The 18,626-nt window shown below is 53.6% G+C and carries 17 protein-coding genes; 5 read left to right on the forward strand and 12 right to left on the reverse strand.

Annotation, left to right across the window (positions count from 1 at the left end):
* Positions 1 to 32: 32 nt before the first annotated feature.
* Entirely contained in the window at positions 33 to 1,286 is a 1,254-nt protein-coding gene (gene glyA, locus ACQZQY_RS20830; protein ID WP_056781325.1) for a serine hydroxymethyltransferase, read from the reverse strand.
* A 329-nt stretch (positions 1,287 to 1,615) separates the two neighbouring features.
* Here glyA and hmpA point away from each other — a divergent pair, with 329 nt between their 5' ends.
* The gene (gene hmpA, locus ACQZQY_RS20835) at positions 1,616 to 2,806 is read left to right on the forward strand and encodes an NO-inducible flavohemoprotein (RefSeq protein ID WP_431296338.1); all 1,191 of its coding nucleotides are present in this window, start codon (positions 1,616 to 1,618) and stop codon (positions 2,804 to 2,806) included.
* Positions 2,807 to 2,878: 72 nt separating this feature from the next.
* Here hmpA and glnB read toward each other — a convergent pair whose 3' ends face one another.
* The 7 genes from glnB to ACQZQY_RS20870 form a co-directional block, all read right to left on the reverse strand.
* Positions 2,879 to 3,217, reverse strand: a complete 339-nt coding sequence (gene glnB / locus ACQZQY_RS20840; protein ID WP_013574351.1) for a nitrogen regulatory protein P-II — start codon at positions 3,215 to 3,217, stop codon at positions 2,879 to 2,881.
* A 154-nt stretch (positions 3,218 to 3,371) separates the two neighbouring features.
* A complete protein-coding gene (gene glrR / locus ACQZQY_RS20845) occupies positions 3,372 to 4,709 on the reverse strand; it encodes a two-component system response regulator GlrR (protein WP_122097407.1) in 1,338 nt (445 codons plus the stop codon).
* Positions 4,706 to 5,479, reverse strand: coding sequence for a two-component system QseEF-associated lipoprotein QseG (gene qseG, locus ACQZQY_RS20850; protein WP_431296339.1), 774 nt, complete (start codon positions 5,477 to 5,479; stop codon positions 4,706 to 4,708). Before qseG ends, glrR begins: the two co-directional genes overlap by 4 nt.
* Positions 5,480 to 5,510: 31 nt before the next feature.
* The gene (locus ACQZQY_RS20855; RefSeq protein WP_431296340.1) at positions 5,511 to 6,947 is read right to left on the reverse strand and encodes a sensor histidine kinase; all 1,437 of its coding nucleotides are present in this window, start codon (positions 6,945 to 6,947) and stop codon (positions 5,511 to 5,513) included.
* Between the two features lie 576 nt (positions 6,948 to 7,523).
* Positions 7,524 to 8,147, reverse strand: a complete 624-nt coding sequence (locus ACQZQY_RS20860) for a GGDEF domain-containing protein (protein ID WP_431296341.1) — start codon at positions 8,145 to 8,147, stop codon at positions 7,524 to 7,526.
* 83 nt (positions 8,148 to 8,230) lie between these two features.
* Positions 8,231 to 10,177 (reverse strand): penicillin-binding protein 2, encoded by a 1,947-nt coding sequence (gene mrdA / locus ACQZQY_RS20865; protein WP_136375088.1) that lies wholly within the window; start codon positions 10,175 to 10,177, stop codon positions 8,231 to 8,233.
* A 225-nt stretch (positions 10,178 to 10,402) separates the two neighbouring features.
* Positions 10,403 to 10,768: a hypothetical protein gene (locus ACQZQY_RS20870; protein WP_122097594.1), complete on the reverse strand. Its 366-nt coding sequence runs from the start codon at positions 10,766 to 10,768 to the stop codon at positions 10,403 to 10,405.
* A 225-nt stretch (positions 10,769 to 10,993) separates the two neighbouring features.
* Here ACQZQY_RS20870 and ACQZQY_RS20875 point away from each other — a divergent pair, with 225 nt between their 5' ends.
* A complete protein-coding gene (locus tag ACQZQY_RS20875; protein ID WP_183847990.1) occupies positions 10,994 to 11,770 on the forward strand; it encodes an alpha/beta fold hydrolase in 777 nt (258 codons plus the stop codon).
* A gap of 1 nt (position 11,771) precedes the next feature.
* On the opposite strand, the gene ACQZQY_RS20880 is transcribed toward ACQZQY_RS20875, so the two are convergent.
* Both ACQZQY_RS20880 and ACQZQY_RS20885 read right to left on the reverse strand, forming a co-directional pair.
* Entirely contained in the window at positions 11,772 to 12,335 is a 564-nt protein-coding gene (locus tag ACQZQY_RS20880; protein WP_056781342.1) for a helix-turn-helix transcriptional regulator, read from the reverse strand.
* A 49-nt stretch (positions 12,336 to 12,384) separates the two neighbouring features.
* Entirely contained in the window at positions 12,385 to 12,615 is a 231-nt protein-coding gene (locus ACQZQY_RS20885; RefSeq protein WP_431296342.1) for a hypothetical protein, read from the reverse strand.
* A gap of 474 nt (positions 12,616 to 13,089) precedes the next feature.
* On the opposite strand from ACQZQY_RS20885, the gene ACQZQY_RS20890 reads away from it, so the two are divergent.
* Together ACQZQY_RS20890 and ACQZQY_RS20895 are read left to right on the forward strand one after the other, a co-directional pair.
* Complete coding sequence (locus ACQZQY_RS20890) at positions 13,090 to 14,340, forward strand: L-lactate MFS transporter (protein WP_056781348.1); 1,251 nt, start codon at positions 13,090 to 13,092, stop codon at positions 14,338 to 14,340.
* A gap of 135 nt (positions 14,341 to 14,475) precedes the next feature.
* A complete protein-coding gene (locus tag ACQZQY_RS20895) occupies positions 14,476 to 14,679 on the forward strand; it encodes a hypothetical protein (protein WP_390972905.1) in 204 nt (67 codons plus the stop codon).
* A gap of 10 nt (positions 14,680 to 14,689) precedes the next feature.
* On the opposite strand, the gene ACQZQY_RS20900 is transcribed toward ACQZQY_RS20895, so the two are convergent.
* A complete protein-coding gene (locus tag ACQZQY_RS20900) occupies positions 14,690 to 16,036 on the reverse strand; it encodes an enolase C-terminal domain-like protein (RefSeq protein WP_431296343.1) in 1,347 nt (448 codons plus the stop codon).
* On the reverse strand, positions 16,029 to 17,366 hold the full coding sequence (locus ACQZQY_RS20905; RefSeq protein WP_056781358.1) for an MFS transporter: 1,338 nt from the start codon (positions 17,364 to 17,366) through the stop codon (positions 16,029 to 16,031). The genes ACQZQY_RS20900 and ACQZQY_RS20905 overlap by 8 nt, the downstream gene beginning before the upstream one ends.
* Positions 17,367 to 18,062: 696 nt before the next feature.
* Here ACQZQY_RS20905 and ACQZQY_RS20910 point away from each other — a divergent pair.
* Positions 18,063 to 18,200 (forward strand): hypothetical protein, encoded by a 138-nt coding sequence (locus tag ACQZQY_RS20910; protein ID WP_162997923.1) that lies wholly within the window; start codon positions 18,063 to 18,065, stop codon positions 18,198 to 18,200.
* Positions 18,201 to 18,626: the final 426 nt, after the last annotated feature.

An 18,626-nucleotide genomic window follows, 5' to 3' on the forward strand; every position in this document is an offset into this window, starting at 1 on the left:
CGGGTTTTAGCAGCTTTACGGCTTCACGAATATTACGCGTAAACCGGGAAGCGTGCGCAGATATCAAGGACTTTGTTTTTCACGCGTTCGATAGTGGCTTCGTCGTTCACGTTGTCCAGCACGTCACAGATCCAGCCAGCCAGTTCACGCGCTTCAGCTTCTTTAAAGCCGCGACGGGTAATTGCCGGAGTACCGATACGCACGCCAGAAGTCACAAACGGGCTCTTCGGATCGTTAGGTACGCTGTTTTTGTTCACGGTGATGTTAGCGCGACCCAGTGCAGCATCGGCTTCTTTACCGGTCAGGTTTTTCTCAACCAGATCCATCAGGAACAGGTGATTGTGCGTGCCGCCGGACACCACTTTATAGCCGCGTTCCAGAACCACAGCCACCATCGCCTGGGCATTTTTAGCCACTTGCTGCTGGTAAACTTTAAACTCAGGTTCCATCGCTTCTTTCAGTGCGACCGCTTTACCGGCAATCACGTGCATCAGCGGGCCGCCCTGGCCACCAGGGAACACTGCGGAGTTCAGTTTTTTGTAGAACTCTTCGTCGCCGCCTTTCGCCAGAATCAGACCGCCGCGTGGGCCAGCCAGCGTTTTGTGCGTGGTGGTGGTGACGATGTGCGCGTGTGGAACCGGGTTAGGGTAAACGCCCGCCGCAATCAGACCGGCAACGTGTGCCATATCAACGAAGAAGTATGCGCCCACGCTGTCTGCGATTTCACGCATTTTTGCCCAGTCAACAATACCGGAGAAAGCTGAGAAGCCGCCGATGATCATTTTCGGTTTGTGCAGTTCGGCCTGACGTTTTACGTCGTCATAGTCGATGTCGCCGCTTTCGTCGATGCCGTAAGGCACCACGTTGTACAGTTTGCCGGACAGGTTAACCGGTGAACCGTGAGTCAGGTGACCGCCATGGCCGAGGTTCATCCCCAGAATGGTGTCGCCCGGTTGCAGCAGTGCGGTATACACCGCGAAGTTTGCCTGTGAGCCGGAATGTGGCTGAACGTTGGCGAAATCTGCACCGAACAATTCTTTTGCACGGTCGATAGCCAGTTGTTCAACGATGTCGACGTACTCACAACCACCGTAATAACGTTTGCCCGGGTAGCCTTCGGCATATTTGTTGGTCAGTTGCGAACCCTGAGCCTGCATGACACGCGGGCTGGTGTAGTTTTCTGACGCAATCAGCTCGATATGTTCTTCCTGACGAACAACTTCTTTTTCCATTGCTGCCCACAGCTCAGCATCATAATCGGCAATGTTCATTTCACGCTTTAACATCCGCATCTCCTGACTCAACAAACTAAAAATAAACGCCCCTCGGGGTTCTGCGCCACAGTGTAAATGTTTAAGCGGCCTTCGGATAGGGTCAGTTTAAGGTTTTTAGGCAAACGATTGGCTCCAGATACAGCAAGGCTTTGATCTAAGAACCCCTGCCCGGAATCAAGGGATAAATATTCATCTGAACATGTCTATATTTCAGCTTTGTGACCTGGGCACCTGACGTAAAGCCCTTACCCCTTTAGTGGGTGTTTACAAAAATTGTGGGTTTATATAAGATGCATTTAAAATACATGTTTAATGAAATCGACGAAGACACGGAGTTCACTATGCTTGATTCAGCCACTATCGCGACCGTTAAATCCACTATTCCATTACTGGCGGCGACCGGCCCGAAACTGACCGCACACTTCTACGACCGCATGTTCGAACACAATCCCGAACTCAAAGACATCTTCAATATGAGTAACCAGCGCAACGGCGATCAGCGTCAGGCGCTGTTTGATGCCATCTGCGCTTACGCAGCCAATATCGAAAATCTGGCGGCGCTGCTGCCCGCGGTGGAACGCATCGCGCAAAAACACACCAGTTTCACCATTCAGCCTGAGCAATACAACATTGTCGGCGCACACCTGCTGGCAACGCTGGATGAAATGTTCAGTCCGGGTCAGGAAGTGCTGGATGCCTGGGGCAAAGCCTATGGCGTGCTGGCGAACGTGTTTATCAACCGTGAAGCGGAGATTTATCAGGACAGCGCAGAAAAAACCGGTGGCTGGCGCGGCACGCGTGAATTCCGCATCGCCGAAAGACAGCCGCAGAGCGAACTGATCACGTCCTTCCTGCTCGAACCTGTTGATGGCAAACCGGTGGCTGACTTTCAGCCGGGGCAATATCTGGCGGTGTATATCCGCGACGCGTCACTGGAAAATCAGGAAATCCGTCAGTATTCCCTGACGCAGGCACCGAACGGCAAAACCTACCGGATTGCGGTGAAACGTGAAGGGGAAGGCGCCGTGTCTAACTTCCTGCATAATTTTGCGCTGCCGGGCGACATCATCCATCTGGCGGCCCCGCACGGCGATTTCTTTATGGATATCAGCGATACCACGCCGGTTGCGCTGATTTCTGCCGGTGTCGGTCAGACGCCGATGTTAGGCATGCTCAATACGCTGGCAGCGCGCGGACATCACGCGCCGGTGCAGTGGCTGCACGCGGCTGAAAACGGTGCGGTACATGCTTTTGCCTCAGAGGTAAAAGACGCACAGAAAAACCTGCCGCAGCTGGAAAGCCATGTCTGGTATAACCAGCCACAGGCGAATGATTTACCGGGTGAGGATTATCAGTATGAAGGGCTGATGAATCTGAGCAGCGTCAGTACACAGCTGAGCGATCCGGCGATGCATTTCTACCTGTGCGGCCCGGTCGGGTTTATGCAGTTTGCGGCGAAACAGCTGCTGGCGATGAACATCCATGAAGCCAACATTCATTACGAATGCTTCGGCCCGCATAAAGTGATTTAAAGCAGACAGACCAGAAATGCAAAAAGGCTGATGAGATATCAGCCTTTTTCGTTTTTTCGCAGCAACCGGGAATTAAATGGCTTCTTCGTCCTGCTCGCCGGTACGGATACGCACGACGCGCGCCACGTCGAACACAAAGATTTTACCGTCGCCGATTTTACCGGTCTGCGCAGTGGTCATGATGGTTTCCACGCAGGTATCCACGATGTCATCCGCCACGACAATTTCTATTTTTACTTTTGGCAGGAAATCGACCATGTATTCCGCACCACGGTACAGCTCGGTGTGACCTTTCTGACGGCCAAACCCTTTCACTTCGGTCACGGTCATCCCGGTAATCCCGACTTCTGCCAGCGCTTCACGGACGTCGTCGAGTTTGAATGGCTTGATAATCGCATCAATCTTTTTCATGGCGGACCCTTATAATCATTCGTTTGCTCTCCGCCTTCCTGAGCGGCAGCATGGTTCACAGTCTGGCTTCGGGTGCGCGCGGCACGCGAAGGCGCTAAAGGTATCATAGTTCAGCGGCAGGAATGTACCTCAAGCCTCTGAAAGTAAATTCCCGTTACTCTTTAAAATCGGTGGCTTCCAGCTCGTGGCGGGACAGCAACTTATAAAACTCGGTGCGGTTACGTCCGGCAATGCGTGCCGCCTGAGTGACGTTGCCTTTCGTGATTTGCAAAAGCTTACGCAGATAATTCAGTTCGAACTGGTTACGCGCATCCGCAAAGGTGGGCAGCGCGGTGTTCTCACCTTCCAGCGCCTGCCGGACCAGCGCTTCACTGATCACCGGCGCCGAGGTCAGCGCCACGCATTGTTCGATCACGTTGACCAGCTGACGCACATTGCCCGGCCAGCTGGCCGCCATCAGGCCTTTCAGAGCATCGGTGGAAAAACTGCGCACAAAAGGTTTGTGCCGCAGTGCAGAAATGCGCAGCAAATGGTTGGCGAGCAGCGGGATATCCTCCGCCCTTTCACTCAGCGTCGGTAATTTCAGCCCCACAACGTTCAGCCGGTAGAACAAGTCCTCGCGAAACTCGCCCTTCTCCATCGCTTTCGGCAAATCCCGGTGCGTGGCGGAAATGATCCGCACATCCACGTCAATATCGTGATTACTGCCAAGCGGACGCACTTTGCGTTCCTGCAACACGCGCAGCAATTTCACCTGCAATGACAACGGCATATCGCCGATTTCATCGAGAAATAATGTCCCGCCGGTGGCGGCCTGGAATAACCCTTCACGGCTGCTCACCGCGCCGGTAAAGGCCCCTTTGGCATGACCAAACAGTTCTGATTCCAGCAACTGCTCCGGCAGTGCGCCACAGTTTATGGCAATAAAGGCTTTCTTACCGCGCGGGCTGGCCCCGTGAATAGCCTGCGCCAGCACTTCTTTACCGGTGCCGCTCTGGCCGTTGATCAGCACACTGACGTCGGACTGTGCGACCATATTGGCCTGCTCGAGCAGACGCAGCATGATCGGGCTGCGCGTGACGATTGCTTCGCGCCAGCTTTCGTCAACCGACGGGCTGGACTGCGCCAGCGCTTCATCAATGGCTTTATACAACGCATCGCGGTCAACCGGCTTGGTCAGGAATCCAAAGACGCCCTGCTGGGTGGCGGCGACCGCATCGGGGATCGAGCCGTGCGCGGTGAGAATGATCACCGGCATGCCAGGCTGAAATTTTTGGATCTCGGCGAACAGCGCCATGCCGTCCATTTCATCCATGCGTAAATCGCTCAGCACCAGATCAATACGTTCGCGGTGCAGGACGCGCAGCGCCTCAGCTCCGCTTTCCGCGGTGGTGACACGAAAACCTTCGCTGGTCAGGCGCATCCCCAGCAGTTTTAACAGGCTGGGATCGTCATCAACCAGCAATAAACTGGCGGCTTTGCGTAGCGTCATTTTGCGTTCAGCCCTTTTGGCGGCGTGTAGGTTTCAGCCGGTTTGACAGAGGAGTCAGCGTTAGATTTTGCCGGTGTGGCCGGATCGTTATCCGGTAAATCACCCTGAATTTGTTTGCGCGAGGAGAGCTGACGTTCGATATCGGTCAGGTTCTCCAGCTTACGGCGCGTATCCGCCAGGCTGTCTTCCAGCACCTGTTGCTGAGCGGTCATCGCCTGAAGTTTTTCCTGGCCGACCGCCTGCTGGCGAAGGTTGCGGGCTTTTTCATCCCCCAGCGTCACCTGCAGATTCTGACGCTCACGCCACAACTGCACCAGCGGACGGATCGAGCCGGGCATCTGCCCGCGATACTGGCTGACTTTATTTAATAACGCGCGGCGCTGGGATTGATCCGGATCGGCACCGGATAACAGAATGCTTTGTTTGAAGACCTGATCCCAGCGGGTGGCGGGGATCTGCTGCGCCTGAAAACGCGCCTGCGCATCATTCATGCGATCGGCACAATCCATCGCACGCAGCCAGTAAAGGGAATTGGTCAGCGCATCATCATCGTCCAGCGCCCACAGGGTTTCACAGGGCGCAATACGAAAATCGGTGACTTTACTCTCCGGAACGATCTGATCGGAGACTTGCTGATAATAGTGGTTATCGGCGGTGTGCGGCACACAGCCCATCAGCACCAGCGGCGCGCCGAGTAAAAATATCCGGCGGCTCAGCACGCTGCGCACGCGCGCAGCGGCACATTTCAACAGTGAGGTTAATGCGCTCATAGGTCGCACCAGCCAGCAAATATCATCATTATTAATTCTTCTCAGCCGTCAGGGGCAATTCGATACGGAAACAAACGTCCGCATCCTCAACGGCAACCAGTTGCAGCTCTCCATGCATGCGGCGAATACAGTCCTGAGCAATGCTTAATCCCAGACCGCTGCCTTTTACAGCCCCTTTTCTCTGCTGGCTACCCTGATAAAAAGGTTCAAAAATCATCGCACGTTCGGCATCGGGGATCGGCGCGCCGGAGTTCGCCACTTCGATAATCACCCGCCCTTCTCCCGGCCTGCTGCGGACCCAAATAGTACCGGATTCAGCCCCGTAGTGCACCGCATTGGAGTAGAGATTGTCCAGCACGCGACGCAGCAACGTCGGCTCAGCCAGACACTGTGGCGCATCGATGTGGACTTCGCTGAGAATTTTCTTCGCACGTGCAGGAAGAGAGTTCGCCGCGACCACGTCGGCCACCAGCGCATTAAGATCAACCGCCACGCTGAGCGTCGGTGCATCGGCCAGTTTACGGTTGTAATCGAGCAGCTGTTCGATCAGCGTCTGCAAATGGCGGCTGCTGTTATTGAGGATCGCCACCACTTCTTTTTGATCCGGCGTTAAAGGCCCGGCGACTTCATCGGCCAGCAGTTCGGTGCCTTCGCGCATACTGGCGAGCGGCGTTTTCAGTTCATGAGAAATGTGGCGGAGGAATTCATGACGCTGCGATTCCAGCCAGGCCAGACGCTCGCTCAGCCAGACGATCCGTTGTACCAGTGACCGGATTTCCCGCGGGCCTTTGAAGCGTGTGACATCCCCCAGATTTCGCCCCTCACCCAGCCGGTTGATCATGCGCTCAACGCCCTTAACCGGACCGATGATCATGCGGGTAAACAGCAGCACCAGCGCACCGCTAAGCAGGAACAGAACCAGCGCCTGCCAGCCGAAAAACTGACCACGTTCGGCGATAGCCCGCTGCAACTGCTGGCCGCGTGAAAAGACCACTTCACGGGTGGCCTGAACCATTTCGGCATTCGTGCGGGAGAAGTTTTCCAGGCGTGCAGAAGAGTCTGTATCCGGGGCGTTATTGTGGCAGGTCAGCGTAGTGAGCTGAGTCAGTAAGGTGCGCAGCGTCTGGTAATAACGTAAATCCGGCAGCACCGAAGCATGGGCATCCAGCATCTGGGAATATTGTTTATGTTGATTCTGATAAAGGCGGGAAAGAGTGGGATCGTCGAGGACGCAATACTGGCGGTAACTGCGCTCCATCTCCAGCGCGATGCTGGACATCGCTTCGCTGCGGCGGGCGTCGCTCAGCGTGGTGCGGTTAATACGCGCCGCCTGACGGCTGAGCTGATCGAGGCTGTCATAGGCCTGATAGGCCAGCACCAGTAAAGGCAGCAGCACCAGCAGGAAAGCCATCAATACCAGCTGACGTAACGAGCCGGGGAATAAACGTCCTCTTTTCAACGCATTCATCTCATTTTCAACAGATGACGTCATGCTAGCTGACAACGGTTTGAACAGCCAGTGCGACAGCAAAGCAACAGGGGGTTTAGCGCGAAAGGGGTGAAACAGGAAGTTTTCAGAGGGAGGTATTGCTGAACGCCTTTTTCAGGCGTTCAGCAAACCGGAAGAGGTGGTGCCTCACTCAACGTGTCGTTCGATGCTTGATAACGTGCTTGCGCAACGATTATCGGTCTGGTGAACGATAGGCACCGTTTCTTTGGCGTCATTCGGGCATTATGAGCATATCAACGCTTTCGCGTGAGCCAATCATAATCAGGTGAATGAGCAACTGACAGGATACTAGCACAATGCATGCCAACATTAAAATAACATTTTTATATCATTGAATAGGCTGCGTTTTATTTTTTCAGCACGTGATTTACGCGGGGTAAAGCCCGAATAAGCCGTTGAAAAAACAGTCACAGTGTCGCCATTGCCCAACAAAAACCTGCCTGATAATTAAATGACTTTAAAAACAGAAGGATAAATGTCGCTAAATGACGACAGACCTTTACCGGTTTGTCGTCATTTTATGACACAGGCACATTAATGATTGAAAGCAGCCCGCTTGTTCAGTTGTTTATGGCTGTACATCGCCTGATCGGTGTCCGCCAGCAGGCTGTGAACGGAGTCATGTTTATGCGGGTTATATTCGATCTGCCCGACGCTGAATTTAATGTTGTATCCGCGCTGTTCCTGAATATTCCATCCGACCACGGCTTCGTGCAGGCGCTGCATGATTTCAGTGGCTTCGACATGGCTGACGTTGGTGAGCAGCGCGACAAACTCATCCCCGCCGAGCCGCCCCACCACGTCCGTTTCGCGCAATAATCCGCTGAGAATGCCGGCGAAAACGGTCAGCGCGCGGTCACCTTCGGCGTGCCCGAATTTATCGTTAATCTCTTTAAAATCATTCAAATCGAAGAAGAGCATCGTGGCGGGTAATCCCAGACGCTGACAGGCATTCAGCGTTTGCTGCGCCTGCGCTTCGAAACCGCGACGATTAGCCACCAGCGTCAGTTCATCCATGGTCGCCATTTGCAACGCCCCGATTTCCTGCTCGGCCATTCTGGCTAAATCGCGCAGCAACTGACGCTCATCGGCATCCATATCGCGCGGCTTGACGTCAATCAGGCACAAGGTGCCGAGTGAACTGCCGTTGGGCACCACCAGCGGGCAACCGGCAGACTAAGAGAAGTCCGTAAAGTCAGTCTTGCGGGCAAATGGGGTAAGAAATAACACGCAATATCCGATTAATGCTCACTAAAACCGAGCGAATTTGGGACCGGCACCGGCTGTTCGCAGTCTATCGGATTATCGGCTTTCGCCGGATCGCACTGGGTAGCCTGCTGCGGAATAAAGATATGATCCAGAATCGCACGCGCCGTCGGCCCGGCAATCACGCCATCGCCGCCGCCGTTTTCAAGGATCAGCGCCATCACCACGGACGGATGTTTGTACGGAGCAAAAGCGGTGTAGAAGATATGATCACGCAACCGCACCGGCGTCATTTTCGCGTTATAGGTCTGGTTCTCACGCAGGCTGAACACCTGAGATGTCCCGGATTTCGCCGCTATCTGATAAGGCGCGGTATGGAAAAGTTTGTAGCCGGTGCCGTTTGGCAGATTCGCCATGCCGAACATACCGTTTTTGACGATCCCCCAGATCGGAGATTTCGGATCGGCAATTTGCTGCGTCGGCGGCATCTTATACGGCGTAATCACTTTGCCACTTTTTGACGAGTACAGCAGGTGCGGCGTCTCCAGCTTGCCGTTATTCACCAGCGCACTCAATGCACGCACCATCTGAATAGGCGTCGCCACCCAGTAGCCCTGCCCGATGCCCACAGAAACCGTATCGCCCTGATACCAGCCCTTCTTGTGCACCTTCAATTTCCATTCACGGCTTGGCAGCACGCCGTTGTACTGCTCATCCAGATCGATGCCGGTGGATTTACCGTAACCGAATTTACTCAGCCAGGTATGAATGCGGTCGATCCCCATTTCAAACGCCACCTGATAGAAGAAGGTATCCGCTGATTCCTCGATAGCTTTGGTGACGTTGAGCATCCCGTGGCCGGTTTTCAGCCAGTCACGGTAATGGCGCTGGGTGCCCGGCAGCGTCCAGGTCGGCGCACCGAAGAAGGTGGTTTGCGGGGTGATCACGCCTTCAAACAACGCCGAGGTCGCCATGAAAGGTTTTACCGTCGAGGCCGGTGGATAAAGCCCCTGGGTCACGCGGTTAATCAGCGGCAGATCCGGGTTTTTCAGCAGCGCACTGTATTGCTTGCTGGAGATGCCGTTCACGAACGGATTCGGATCGTAACTCGGGCTGGATACCATCGCCTTGATCCCGCCGTCACGCGGATCCATTACCACCACCGCCGCCCGCTGGCCTTTGAGCACTTTCTCGATGTATTGCTGCAAGTCGAGATCTAACGTCAGGTAGATATTTTGCCCGGCCTGTGGCGGCACTTCTTTCAGCAAACGCACCACGTGCCCGTGGTTATCCACTTCCACTTCCTGATAACCGGTACGGCCATGCAAAATATTTTCGTAATACTTTTCAACGCCCTGCTTACCAATATCATGATCTGCGGCGTAGTTTTCTGACAAGCCTTCGGCGTCGAGGCGTTTCTCATCTTTATCGTTAATTTTCGACACATACCCGACCACGTGTGCCAGTTCGGCGCCATACGGATAGCGGCGCTGCTGATAGGTACTGATCGAGACGCCGGGAAATTTGAACTGGTTAACGGAGAAGCGGGCGACTTCGATATCGGTCAGCGCCAGTTTTAGCGGAATTTGTGCAAAGCGACGTCCGTGGATCATTGCATCATGAAAGCTGTCGAGATCGTCCTGCGTCAGATCGACAATCGGCTTAAGCGCGTTCAGCGTGGCCTGTAAATCCGGGACTTTTCCGGGGATCATCTGCAACTGATATAACGTGATATTTTGCGCCAGGATGACGCCATTGCGATCCATGATAAGCCCGCGGCTTGGGGCGATCGGCAACATTTTAATGTCATTCTGATTCGATCGGGTCTGGTAAAAATCGTGCATCCCCACCTGTAAATGATACAGATTCAGCACCAGAACGGCGGACAACAGAAACACGACCATAAAAGCAATCACGGCGCGGCGGACGAAAAGGACGGACTCGGCGGTGTGGTCGCGAATTTCGTCGTTAAGTAAGGCCATAAGCGGGCAAATACCTTTATTGTCTGCTTCTTAAAGCGGGCGAAATGAAAAAGAGTGGGGTCTGGAAAAGTGCGCAAGGATAGCCCGTAGAGAAACAGGCGACTATAAGAAGTGTGCTAATGAAGTAGCAGGAGTGTTTCTATTTATTAACGAAAAGGATATTGCGCGATGATGGCCTGACGACTTCGAGTTAACACAAGGCAAGGGCTCGAAACAGGCCATCCGTCAGCGGGCGGTGTTAAGCTTACACTCGCCGTAAACGTAACCCTCGGTTTGTGTCGCCACCACAAAGCTGTCTTTTGTGTGGATATACATCAGGTTATCCTGAGCGCCCGCTTTCATCGGCTGATTATCCTTACCGATAATATCGGTCAGTTCCGGGCTGGTGATAAGCTTGCTGCCGTCTGGCGAAAAACTGAACGTATTGCCCGCATCATAAACTGCTGCATTTTTATTGACGACTTCCGACACATCGCTGCCATCTTCTGCCTGGGTATGATGCGTTAAAACACATTGATACTGCGTAACAGCCGATGCAGAAAATGACGCCAGCGCCAACATCACCGCTACACAACCTCCTAACCTGACCATCAGAAAAATCCCTAAAATGAGTAAGAGCGCCATGCTATCACTTGCCCGCCCGGTGGGAAGGGCTTACCAAAAATACTCACAAGTTGAATGTATTAAGCCAAATTACTTCTTAAAAATAATGTCTGGAATGACGGCCCGTCCGATCACTCGTTTTTTATACAGTCATTGAGAAAAATCCTGTTTATAATCCGCAGATTGCACTTATGCCGTTAAGAAAGGATTGAGATGAAATCTTTCAAAGTACCCGGTGCGGACTTTTATCTGCGTTTCCACGAATTGTCAGGGCTGGGCGTGCCGCTGGTGTTTTTACACGGTCTGGGATGTGCGGCTTCCTGCGACTTTCCCCGCGTGGCGACCGATGCCTCACTGCGACCACGCCGCTCCCTCCTGCTTGATTTTGCCGGTTCAGGCTACAGCGATAAACCCGATGATTTCAGTTACAGCCTGCAGTCCCACGCTGATTGCGTCATTGCCTGGCTGGAAAGCCTTGGCGTACCGCAGGTGAATTTGATCGGCCACAGCATGGGCGGCAGCATTGCGATTATGGTGGCGGCGCAGCGGCCAGATCTTATTCAGCGGCTGATCGTCGCCGAACCCAATCTGGATGCGGGAGGCGGCGTGTTTAGCCGTTCGGTCGCTGAATATACGGAAGAAGAGTATCTGCGCAGCGGGCACGCGCGTCTGATTGACGTCGCGGTTCGCGGCAATAATCACATCTGGGCGGGCTGTATGGGGATTGCCTCACCCAAAGCGATTCACCGTCAGGCCGTCGGGCTGGTGGAAGGCGAAGCGGTGTCGTGGCGCGAACAGCTTTACCAGCTAAGCATGCCGGCAACCGTACTGTTTGGTGAGTTCTCACTCCCGGAGCCGGATGTCGCCGTGCTGCCGCAGCACGGCATTCATACCGCGATCGTCCCGCAGGCCGGTCATTCCATGATGTGGGAAAACCCGACCGGCGTGGCGGCTGCAATCAATGCAGCACTGAATGCCGAAGTGTTGTAGGTCAAAAGGAAAACGTGGTGATGTCTTCCTGGTGCTCAAGAAGGTGCGCAAACTGACTGACCTGTTGGGGCTCAGGAACAGAGCGCAATTGCAGTGCCAGATTAATGTTTTCCAGTATTGCCGCGTTTTCAACCAGCGCATCGTCCGTTGTCAGCCGCCCTTGCCTTACCATCCAGTCCGCCACATCCTTCCAGCGCCAGAGTGGGGAATTGCCTTTGAGCCGCTGGACAGGATTCGGGAAATTACGCGGCCCTCTTGCGCCATCTTTCAATAACGCCACCGATTGCCGGGTCAGACCGGCCAGCCCGGCAATATCGCTGAGTCCGACTAATGCCGAATCGACCGACTCAACGCGGGCATTCAGACCCGCTGATTCAATGTCACGAATCGCGGTCATGACTGCGCTGGCGAAAGAAGCACTGTCCCGGTCAAATTCCAGATACACCGAGGTGCCATAAAAAGCGATCAGAGCATCGTCGCAACCGCTCGCAAAAAGCGCATCTTCGAGATTTTCCGTATCCGACGTCACCCCGGAAAGTGTCAGCGTGAAGTTATAAAGTGGCAAAGAACCTCCTTATTCAGGTATGACAAAAAGGCGGTTTCCCGCCCTGGTGTTATGCCTCATCAGTCAGGCAATGATCTACTTTCCTGATAATTTGTGCAGCATGGTTTTCCGGATTACGGGGAGTGGACCAGATGCTCATCATATGTTCACGATGAGCAGAAATTCCGCACCGGATCCGACCAAAGCAGTGAGAACTGCCGCCGCCAGCGACAAAATGCCAGCCTTTAGATATCGCATATTCAATGGCCGCGTGAATATGTTTATTAGGATGTGCCTTCATTGGCCTCCTGTTGCTGTAGTATATCAATCCGTTGACACACGTCAACGACCACATGCATACGTCCTCATGCACGCCGGAAGTGTAACCTCGCAACAGGGACTAAAACCTTGAAAAAATGACATCGTCAAAAATAAATGTGGCCGCCCGTTTTGCGCAGAAAATAACCTCTCGTAATCATACTGATCGCTCCCACGTCACAAAAAAGCCTTCGGGACTAAATGTGGCATCGTTCATGAAAAAACTAATCGTCGGATTAGTGATCCAGATCAACTAAAACCCGCGCCCCGCAAGGGCTGCAGAGGCGTTTTAAGTCCAATTTTGAGGCGTTTTTGGCCTGAAAATGGCGACTCATACCGCCAGCAATGCATTTCATTCCGCAACTCATGCATCTCACGCCGCAAATGAACCGCATATATACGCGAGGATTATCATAGCCACAGTTAATTGAATCTACTTCGCTCGGGAGAACCCATTATGAGTGACAAATCTGGCATGCCGAACTACAACCGTACCCGCTGGCTGACTCTGGCCGGTACCATTCTGACTCAACTTGCGCTGGGTTCTGTGTATACCTGGAGCCTGTTCAACGGTCAGCTTTCTGAAAAACTGGGCGAACCGGTCAGCCGCATCGCGCTGACCTTTGGGATCCTCAGCCTGTGTCTGGCGCTCTCCTCTTCCGTAGCCGGCAAACTTCAGGAGCGTTTCGGTGTGCGTAACGTCACCATCGCCGCAGGCGTGCTGATGGCCGCCGGGTTCTTCCTGACCGCTCATTCCGATAACGTGATCATGTTGTACATCAGCGCCGGTGTGCTGGTCGGCCTGGCGGATGGTGCGGGTTATTTGCTGACGCTGTCTAACTGCGTGAAATGGTTCCCTGAGCGTAAAGGGATGATTTCCGCCTGCGCTATCGGCGCCTACGGTCTGGGCAGCCTGCTGTTCAAATTTGTCTGCGGCCACCTGCTGGCGACAGAAGGCCTGCAAAACACCTTTATGATCTGGGGTGGCGTTGCGATGGTGATGGTGATTTCCGGTGCGCTGATGATGAAAGATGCGCCGAAACAAGAAACAGCCGACGTGACCCGCGAAGAAAACTCGCTTAACGATAACAGCAAAGACAGCCGTGAATTTACGCTGGCTGAAGCCGTTCGCGCACCGCAATACTGGATGCTGGCGCTGATGTTCCTGACGGCCTGCATGAGTGGTTTGTATGTGATTGGCGTGGCAAAAGATATCGGGCAGAGTCTGGTAAAACTGGATGCGCTGACTGCGGCCAATGCCGTCACCGTGATTGCGATTGCCAACCTGAGTGGCCGTCTGGTGCTGGGTGTGCTGTCAGACAAAATGCAGCGTATCCGCGTTATCTCCATCGCACAGGTCGTATCTCTGGCCGGTATGAGCATGATGCTGTTCACCCACATGAACGAAACCATGTTCTTTATCTCTGTGGCCTGCGTGGCCTTCAGCTTCGGCGGTACCATCACCGTGTATCCGTCACTGGTCAGCGACTTCTTCGGGCTGAACAACATGACCAAAAATTACGGTCTGCTTTATCTGGGCTTTGGTATCGGCAGCATCTTCGCTTCGCTGGTGGCTTCCCTGTTCGGCGGCTTCGCGGTGACCTTCAGCATCATCACCGCATTATTGATCGTATCATTGGTTCTTTCTGCCACGATTCGCTTACCGAATAAATCAGAAGCAGGTCATAATACGCTCCAGCACGTGTAAGGCAGCACTTGAGCGCAGAATAAATGATGAACGGGAGCGTAATTCGCTCCCGTTTCTTATGAGTAAAGCATATCCGTTCAGTGACTGACTCACACAAATCTTATGACCAAATGTGAATACACCGGACACCCGTAAATGAAACGCACTACCCTCGCTCTTTTCAGCCTGATGCTCAGCCTCACCGCATTTAATAGCTTTGCCGTCGCTTACCCTTCCAGCGCGCAGGAAGTTGCCGCCGAACTGAGCCGCAAAGCCAGCGAAAGCAGCACCCAGCCCGCAACATCTCTTGATGCCAGCGCCCACAGCAAACTGACCTCCGCAGGCGACTACCTGAATTAAGGCAGAAAAATCAGCGCACCAGCGTGGCGCGCTTGCCGTCGAACTTCCATCCCTGTATCAGATATTGCATGGCGATCGCATCATCGCGGTCTTTTTGCGTCAGGTTATTGTAGCGCTGATGGGCAATGCCGACGGCATCCATATCCAGCTCCACACCCAGCCCCGGCAGATCGTTCAGCGCCAGTTTTCCGTCTTTGATTTGCAGCGGATTTTTAGTCAGATGCTGTCCTTCCTGCCAGATCCAGTGCGTATCAAACGGCGTAATCTCCCCCGGCGCTGCCGCACCGAGATGCGCCAGCATCGCCAGCGATACGTCGAAATGATTATTCGAGTGACAACCGAGCGTCAGTCCCCACGCATTGCATAACGTCCCGATGGTATTTGCCCCGCGCATCGACCAGTAATGGGGATCGGCCAGCGGGATATCTATCGCGTTCAGTTGCAGCGCATGGCTCATCTGCCGCCAGTCATTGGCAATCATATTGGTGGCGACCGGCAAACCGGTAGCGCGCCTGAATTCCGCCAGCGTTTCCCGCCCGGAAAAACCCTGCTCCGCGCCGCACGGATCTTCAACGTAAGACAAAATTCCGTGCATGCCTTTGCACAGCGAAATCGCCTGATCCAGCGACCACGAGGCGTTCGGGTCAACGGTTATCCGCGCCTGCGGGAAGCGCTGTTTCAGCGCCCTGACCGTGTCGATTTCGATTTCTCCCGCCTGAACGCCGCCTTTGAGTTTGAAATCCCTGAAACCGTATTTGTCCTGCGCGGCCTCAGCCAGTTGCACAACTTTCTCGTGCGTCATGGCTTCCTGATGCCGCAGGTGATACCACGGGTGTTGCCCCGCCTGCGCTTTCCCTTCCAGATAGGCTAAATCTGTTTTCTGCCGATCGGCGATATAAAACAGATACCCCAGCACCGGCACTTCATCACGCTGTTTGCCGGGGCCGAGCAGCTGGGCCACGGGTTGGCCGAGATGTTGCCCCATCAGATCCAGCAGCGCCGTTTCCAGCACCGCCACGGCATTGTGATGCCGCTCGAGATCCCATGGCCGGAAGCCCGGCAGAACCGGGGCAGGCCGGGCGTGATCGTCAAGATCGCGTTTGTGCAAATCACTGACCAGCTGATTCATTTTGCCAATTTCCTGGCCGACGATATGCGGGATCGCGTCGTTAAGGATTTTCAGCACCACTCCCGTCGCGGGCGATTCCCCCACCCCGGTATGCCCGGCGCTGTCTTTGAGCACCAGAAGAATGCGGGTGAAATAACAATGGTGGGCACCGGCGATGTTCAGCAACATGCTGTCGTGACCGGCAACCGGGATGACCTGCATTTCGACAATTTTTGGCGTATCAGACATGGCGTTTTTGCTCCAGTCCCTGCGGGGCGTGATAGTCAGGTTGAGTTGGCGTGCGGTGAGTTTTGGTGAAGAACAGCGTGATGGCGGCAAACACGGAAATGCCGCTGAGGATATACAACCCCGACGTCGTGCTGCCGGTAGTTTGTTGCAGATAACCAAAGACCGCCGGTGCGAAGAATCCGCCCAGATTACCCAGCGAATTGATCAACGCTATGCCCGGCGCAACGATGGAAGACGGCAACTGACTTTGCGGAATAGGCCAGAACAATACCGCACTGGATTTGGTGCCGACGCACACCACGCACAGCGCAAACAGACCAAACCACGGGCCACCGAGGGTACACAAACAGGTGCCGATGGCGGCAACAATCAGCGCCAGCGCCAGAATGGTTTCACGATTGCCGCGGAAACGGTCACTGACACGCCCGAGAATATTGATAGCGATAATGGCGCAAATCCACGGCACGGAGTTGAGCAAACCGATCTGTAACGGCGACAGCCCCGGGATCCGGCCAATAATCTCCGGCTGCCAAAACACCAGCGTGTAACCGGTCATGCACATCACGAAAAACAGAAAACAGAGGTAGGCCATTTTGCCGTCGGTGATCAACTTCCAGCGTGACTGGCCCTGAGTGTTCACATCACGCGAACTGGCTTCTTCGGTCAGCGCGGTGCTCAGCGCCTCTTTCTCCGCGGCGGTCAGCCATTTGGCTTCTTCCGGTCTGGAGACCAGGAAGAATGCCGCCACGATCCCGACCAGCACCGACAGCGCACCTTCAATAAACAGCACCCACTGCCAGCCCGGCAATCCCATGAAATCATGCAGTTCCAGCAATCCGCCGGTCACAGGGCCGGATAACAAGTACGCCGCCGCCGATCCGGTCAGGATCAGCGCCGTGGCGCGTCCGCGGTACACATTCGGTACCCATTTACGAAAATAGAACAGGATCCCAGGGAAGAAACCGGCTTCGGCCACGCCCAGTAAAAAGCGCAGCACGTAAAACTGCATCGGCGTCGTCACAAAGCCCATGGCAAAGACCACGGCGCCCCAGGTGATCATAATGCGGGTCAGCCAGACGCGTGCGCCGTACTTGTCCATCAGCATATTGCTGGGGATTTCGAACAGCGCATAACCGACGAAGAACAAACCCGCGCCAAAACCGAAGGCGGCGGTGCTGATGCCGACGTCCGTTTCCAGACTGTGTTTGATGAATCCGACATTGGTGCGATCAATCTGGTTAATGATCAGCATCAGGATGAGCATCGGAATGGTGCGGACAAAGAATTTGCGGTTTGCACTTCTTACCGCTTTATTTTCATGACCGTTCATGAGGTTCCCTTAGCGTTGAAATAATGAGCAACTGCAACACTCATTAAAAAGCGAACGGGATGAATTGCCATTGTGCACTCGCCCAATGTTTGATCGTCAGCAAAGACAGTTGCGGTGGATTAATTCATATTATCAATGGATTGAGTGATGTGCATAAGCACAGTCAATTTTAAAAGAGGGAATGACCTTTTGGGAGGATTAGCGAGGCGCTTCACAATTTCCGGTTAAATTTTTTCCGATCAACGGCTTAAAATCAAAGTATGTCATTATTCCTATGATTTACAGGTTTGTTATAATCAGGCGTTGAAATCGATGACCGGGGCACGCCGTCCCGGCACAAGGAGCGTGAAATGAAAGCAACAGCTTTTTGGTTAATGATGGCAGGCGGTTCCGTAGCGATTGGCTACGTGATGGCGCTGATGATGGAGGTTTTGTAACGCCCGTTGCAGAACACTATTTTTCGATGAGGACATATCTATGGCTTTTTACAGCCCCAAACGCATCATCCTCTACACCGCCGCAGCCATCGTGTTGCTGGTTATCATTGGTCTGGTGACTTATTTTGGCGTCGGGCATATGTCGCTGTAACGCTTTCTCCCCTGCCCTGAGAAAGGAAACGTGGTGATACATCAGGTATCGCCACATAATGCCTGCAACAAAACCCCGTATGAACATCACACTCACTGAGAGAAAAACATGACTTACAAGGGATTAATGGTTGTTGCAGTGGTCATTCTGCTGGCCAGCATCGGTTCAGAATCATTGATACAGAAGGGAATTGCGTTAGCGGATGCGAAAATCGACCAGGTCATTGGTTATTACGCAGACAAATAAGGCTTACATCTGCTGGAGTAACCTTACCCGGTGATGACAAAACCATACACAGCGTTTGGTATCTTAAATCCATCAAATGTTGTGTGATGTCCCTGTGTAATACCCCTGTAGAACCCTGTTATTTTGCCCGCCGCGTGCGGGCTTTTTTTTGCCCAAAGCTTGACGAAAAGGAGGTCACTGACGTCAATGATGGCGGCTAACGCAGAGCCAGCCAAAGGAGAAAGGGGATTTGCCGGTGCTTTCCCGGCCGTCATATTATGGCGTAAGCGTCCATCGTACACTCCAACATTACGCAGCCTGAGCATGGCCTGGTCACAACAGAAAAAACGACTGACATATTTATTTATCGTTGATTAACGCAAAATCTGATAAATAAAGAAAACCGGCTTTTCTGTTGTGGCTCCCGAAATAATTCTGGAAGCTTAT

Origin of the sequence: Rahnella sp. PAMC25559 (assembly GCF_050632365.1) — a bacterium.
In the GTDB taxonomy this organism is placed as follows: domain Bacteria; phylum Pseudomonadota; class Gammaproteobacteria; order Enterobacterales; family Enterobacteriaceae; genus Rahnella; species Rahnella rivi.

Bases quoted from the DNA above. Each gene is read 5' to 3' on its own strand.
- glyA (WP_056781325.1), bottom strand. From the start codon at position 1,286: ATGTTAAAGCGTGAAATGAACATTGCCGATTATGATGCTGAGCTGTGG.
- hmpA (WP_431296338.1), top strand. From the start codon at position 1,616: ATGCTTGATTCAGCCACTATCGCGACCGTTAAATCCACTATTCCATTA.
- glnB (WP_013574351.1), bottom strand. From the start codon at position 3,217: ATGAAAAAGATTGATGCGATTATCAAGCCATTCAAACTCGACGACGTC.
- glrR (WP_122097407.1), bottom strand. From the start codon at position 4,709: ATGACGCTACGCAAAGCCGCCAGTTTATTGCTGGTTGATGACGATCCC.
- qseG (WP_431296339.1), bottom strand. From the start codon at position 5,479: ATGAGCGCATTAACCTCACTGTTGAAATGTGCCGCTGCGCGCGTGCGC.
- ACQZQY_RS20855 (WP_431296340.1), bottom strand. From the start codon at position 6,947: ATGAATGCGTTGAAAAGAGGACGTTTATTCCCCGGCTCGTTACGTCAG.
- mrdA (WP_136375088.1), bottom strand. From the start codon at position 10,177: ATGGCCTTACTTAACGACGAAATTCGCGACCACACCGCCGAGTCCGTC.
- ACQZQY_RS20870 (WP_122097594.1), bottom strand. From the start codon at position 10,768: ATGGTCAGGTTAGGAGGTTGTGTAGCGGTGATGTTGGCGCTGGCGTCA.
- ACQZQY_RS20875 (WP_183847990.1), top strand. From the start codon at position 10,994: ATGAAATCTTTCAAAGTACCCGGTGCGGACTTTTATCTGCGTTTCCAC.
- ACQZQY_RS20885 (WP_431296342.1), bottom strand. From the start codon at position 12,615: ATGAAGGCACATCCTAATAAACATATTCACGCGGCCATTGAATATGCG.
- ACQZQY_RS20890 (WP_056781348.1), top strand. From the start codon at position 13,090: ATGAGTGACAAATCTGGCATGCCGAACTACAACCGTACCCGCTGGCTG.
- ACQZQY_RS20895 (WP_390972905.1), top strand. From the start codon at position 14,476: ATGAAACGCACTACCCTCGCTCTTTTCAGCCTGATGCTCAGCCTCACC.
- ACQZQY_RS20900 (WP_431296343.1), bottom strand. From the start codon at position 16,036: ATGTCTGATACGCCAAAAATTGTCGAAATGCAGGTCATCCCGGTTGCC.
- ACQZQY_RS20905 (WP_056781358.1), bottom strand. From the start codon at position 17,366: ATGAACGGTCATGAAAATAAAGCGGTAAGAAGTGCAAACCGCAAATTC.
- ACQZQY_RS20910 (WP_162997923.1), top strand. From the start codon at position 18,063: ATGACTTACAAGGGATTAATGGTTGTTGCAGTGGTCATTCTGCTGGCC.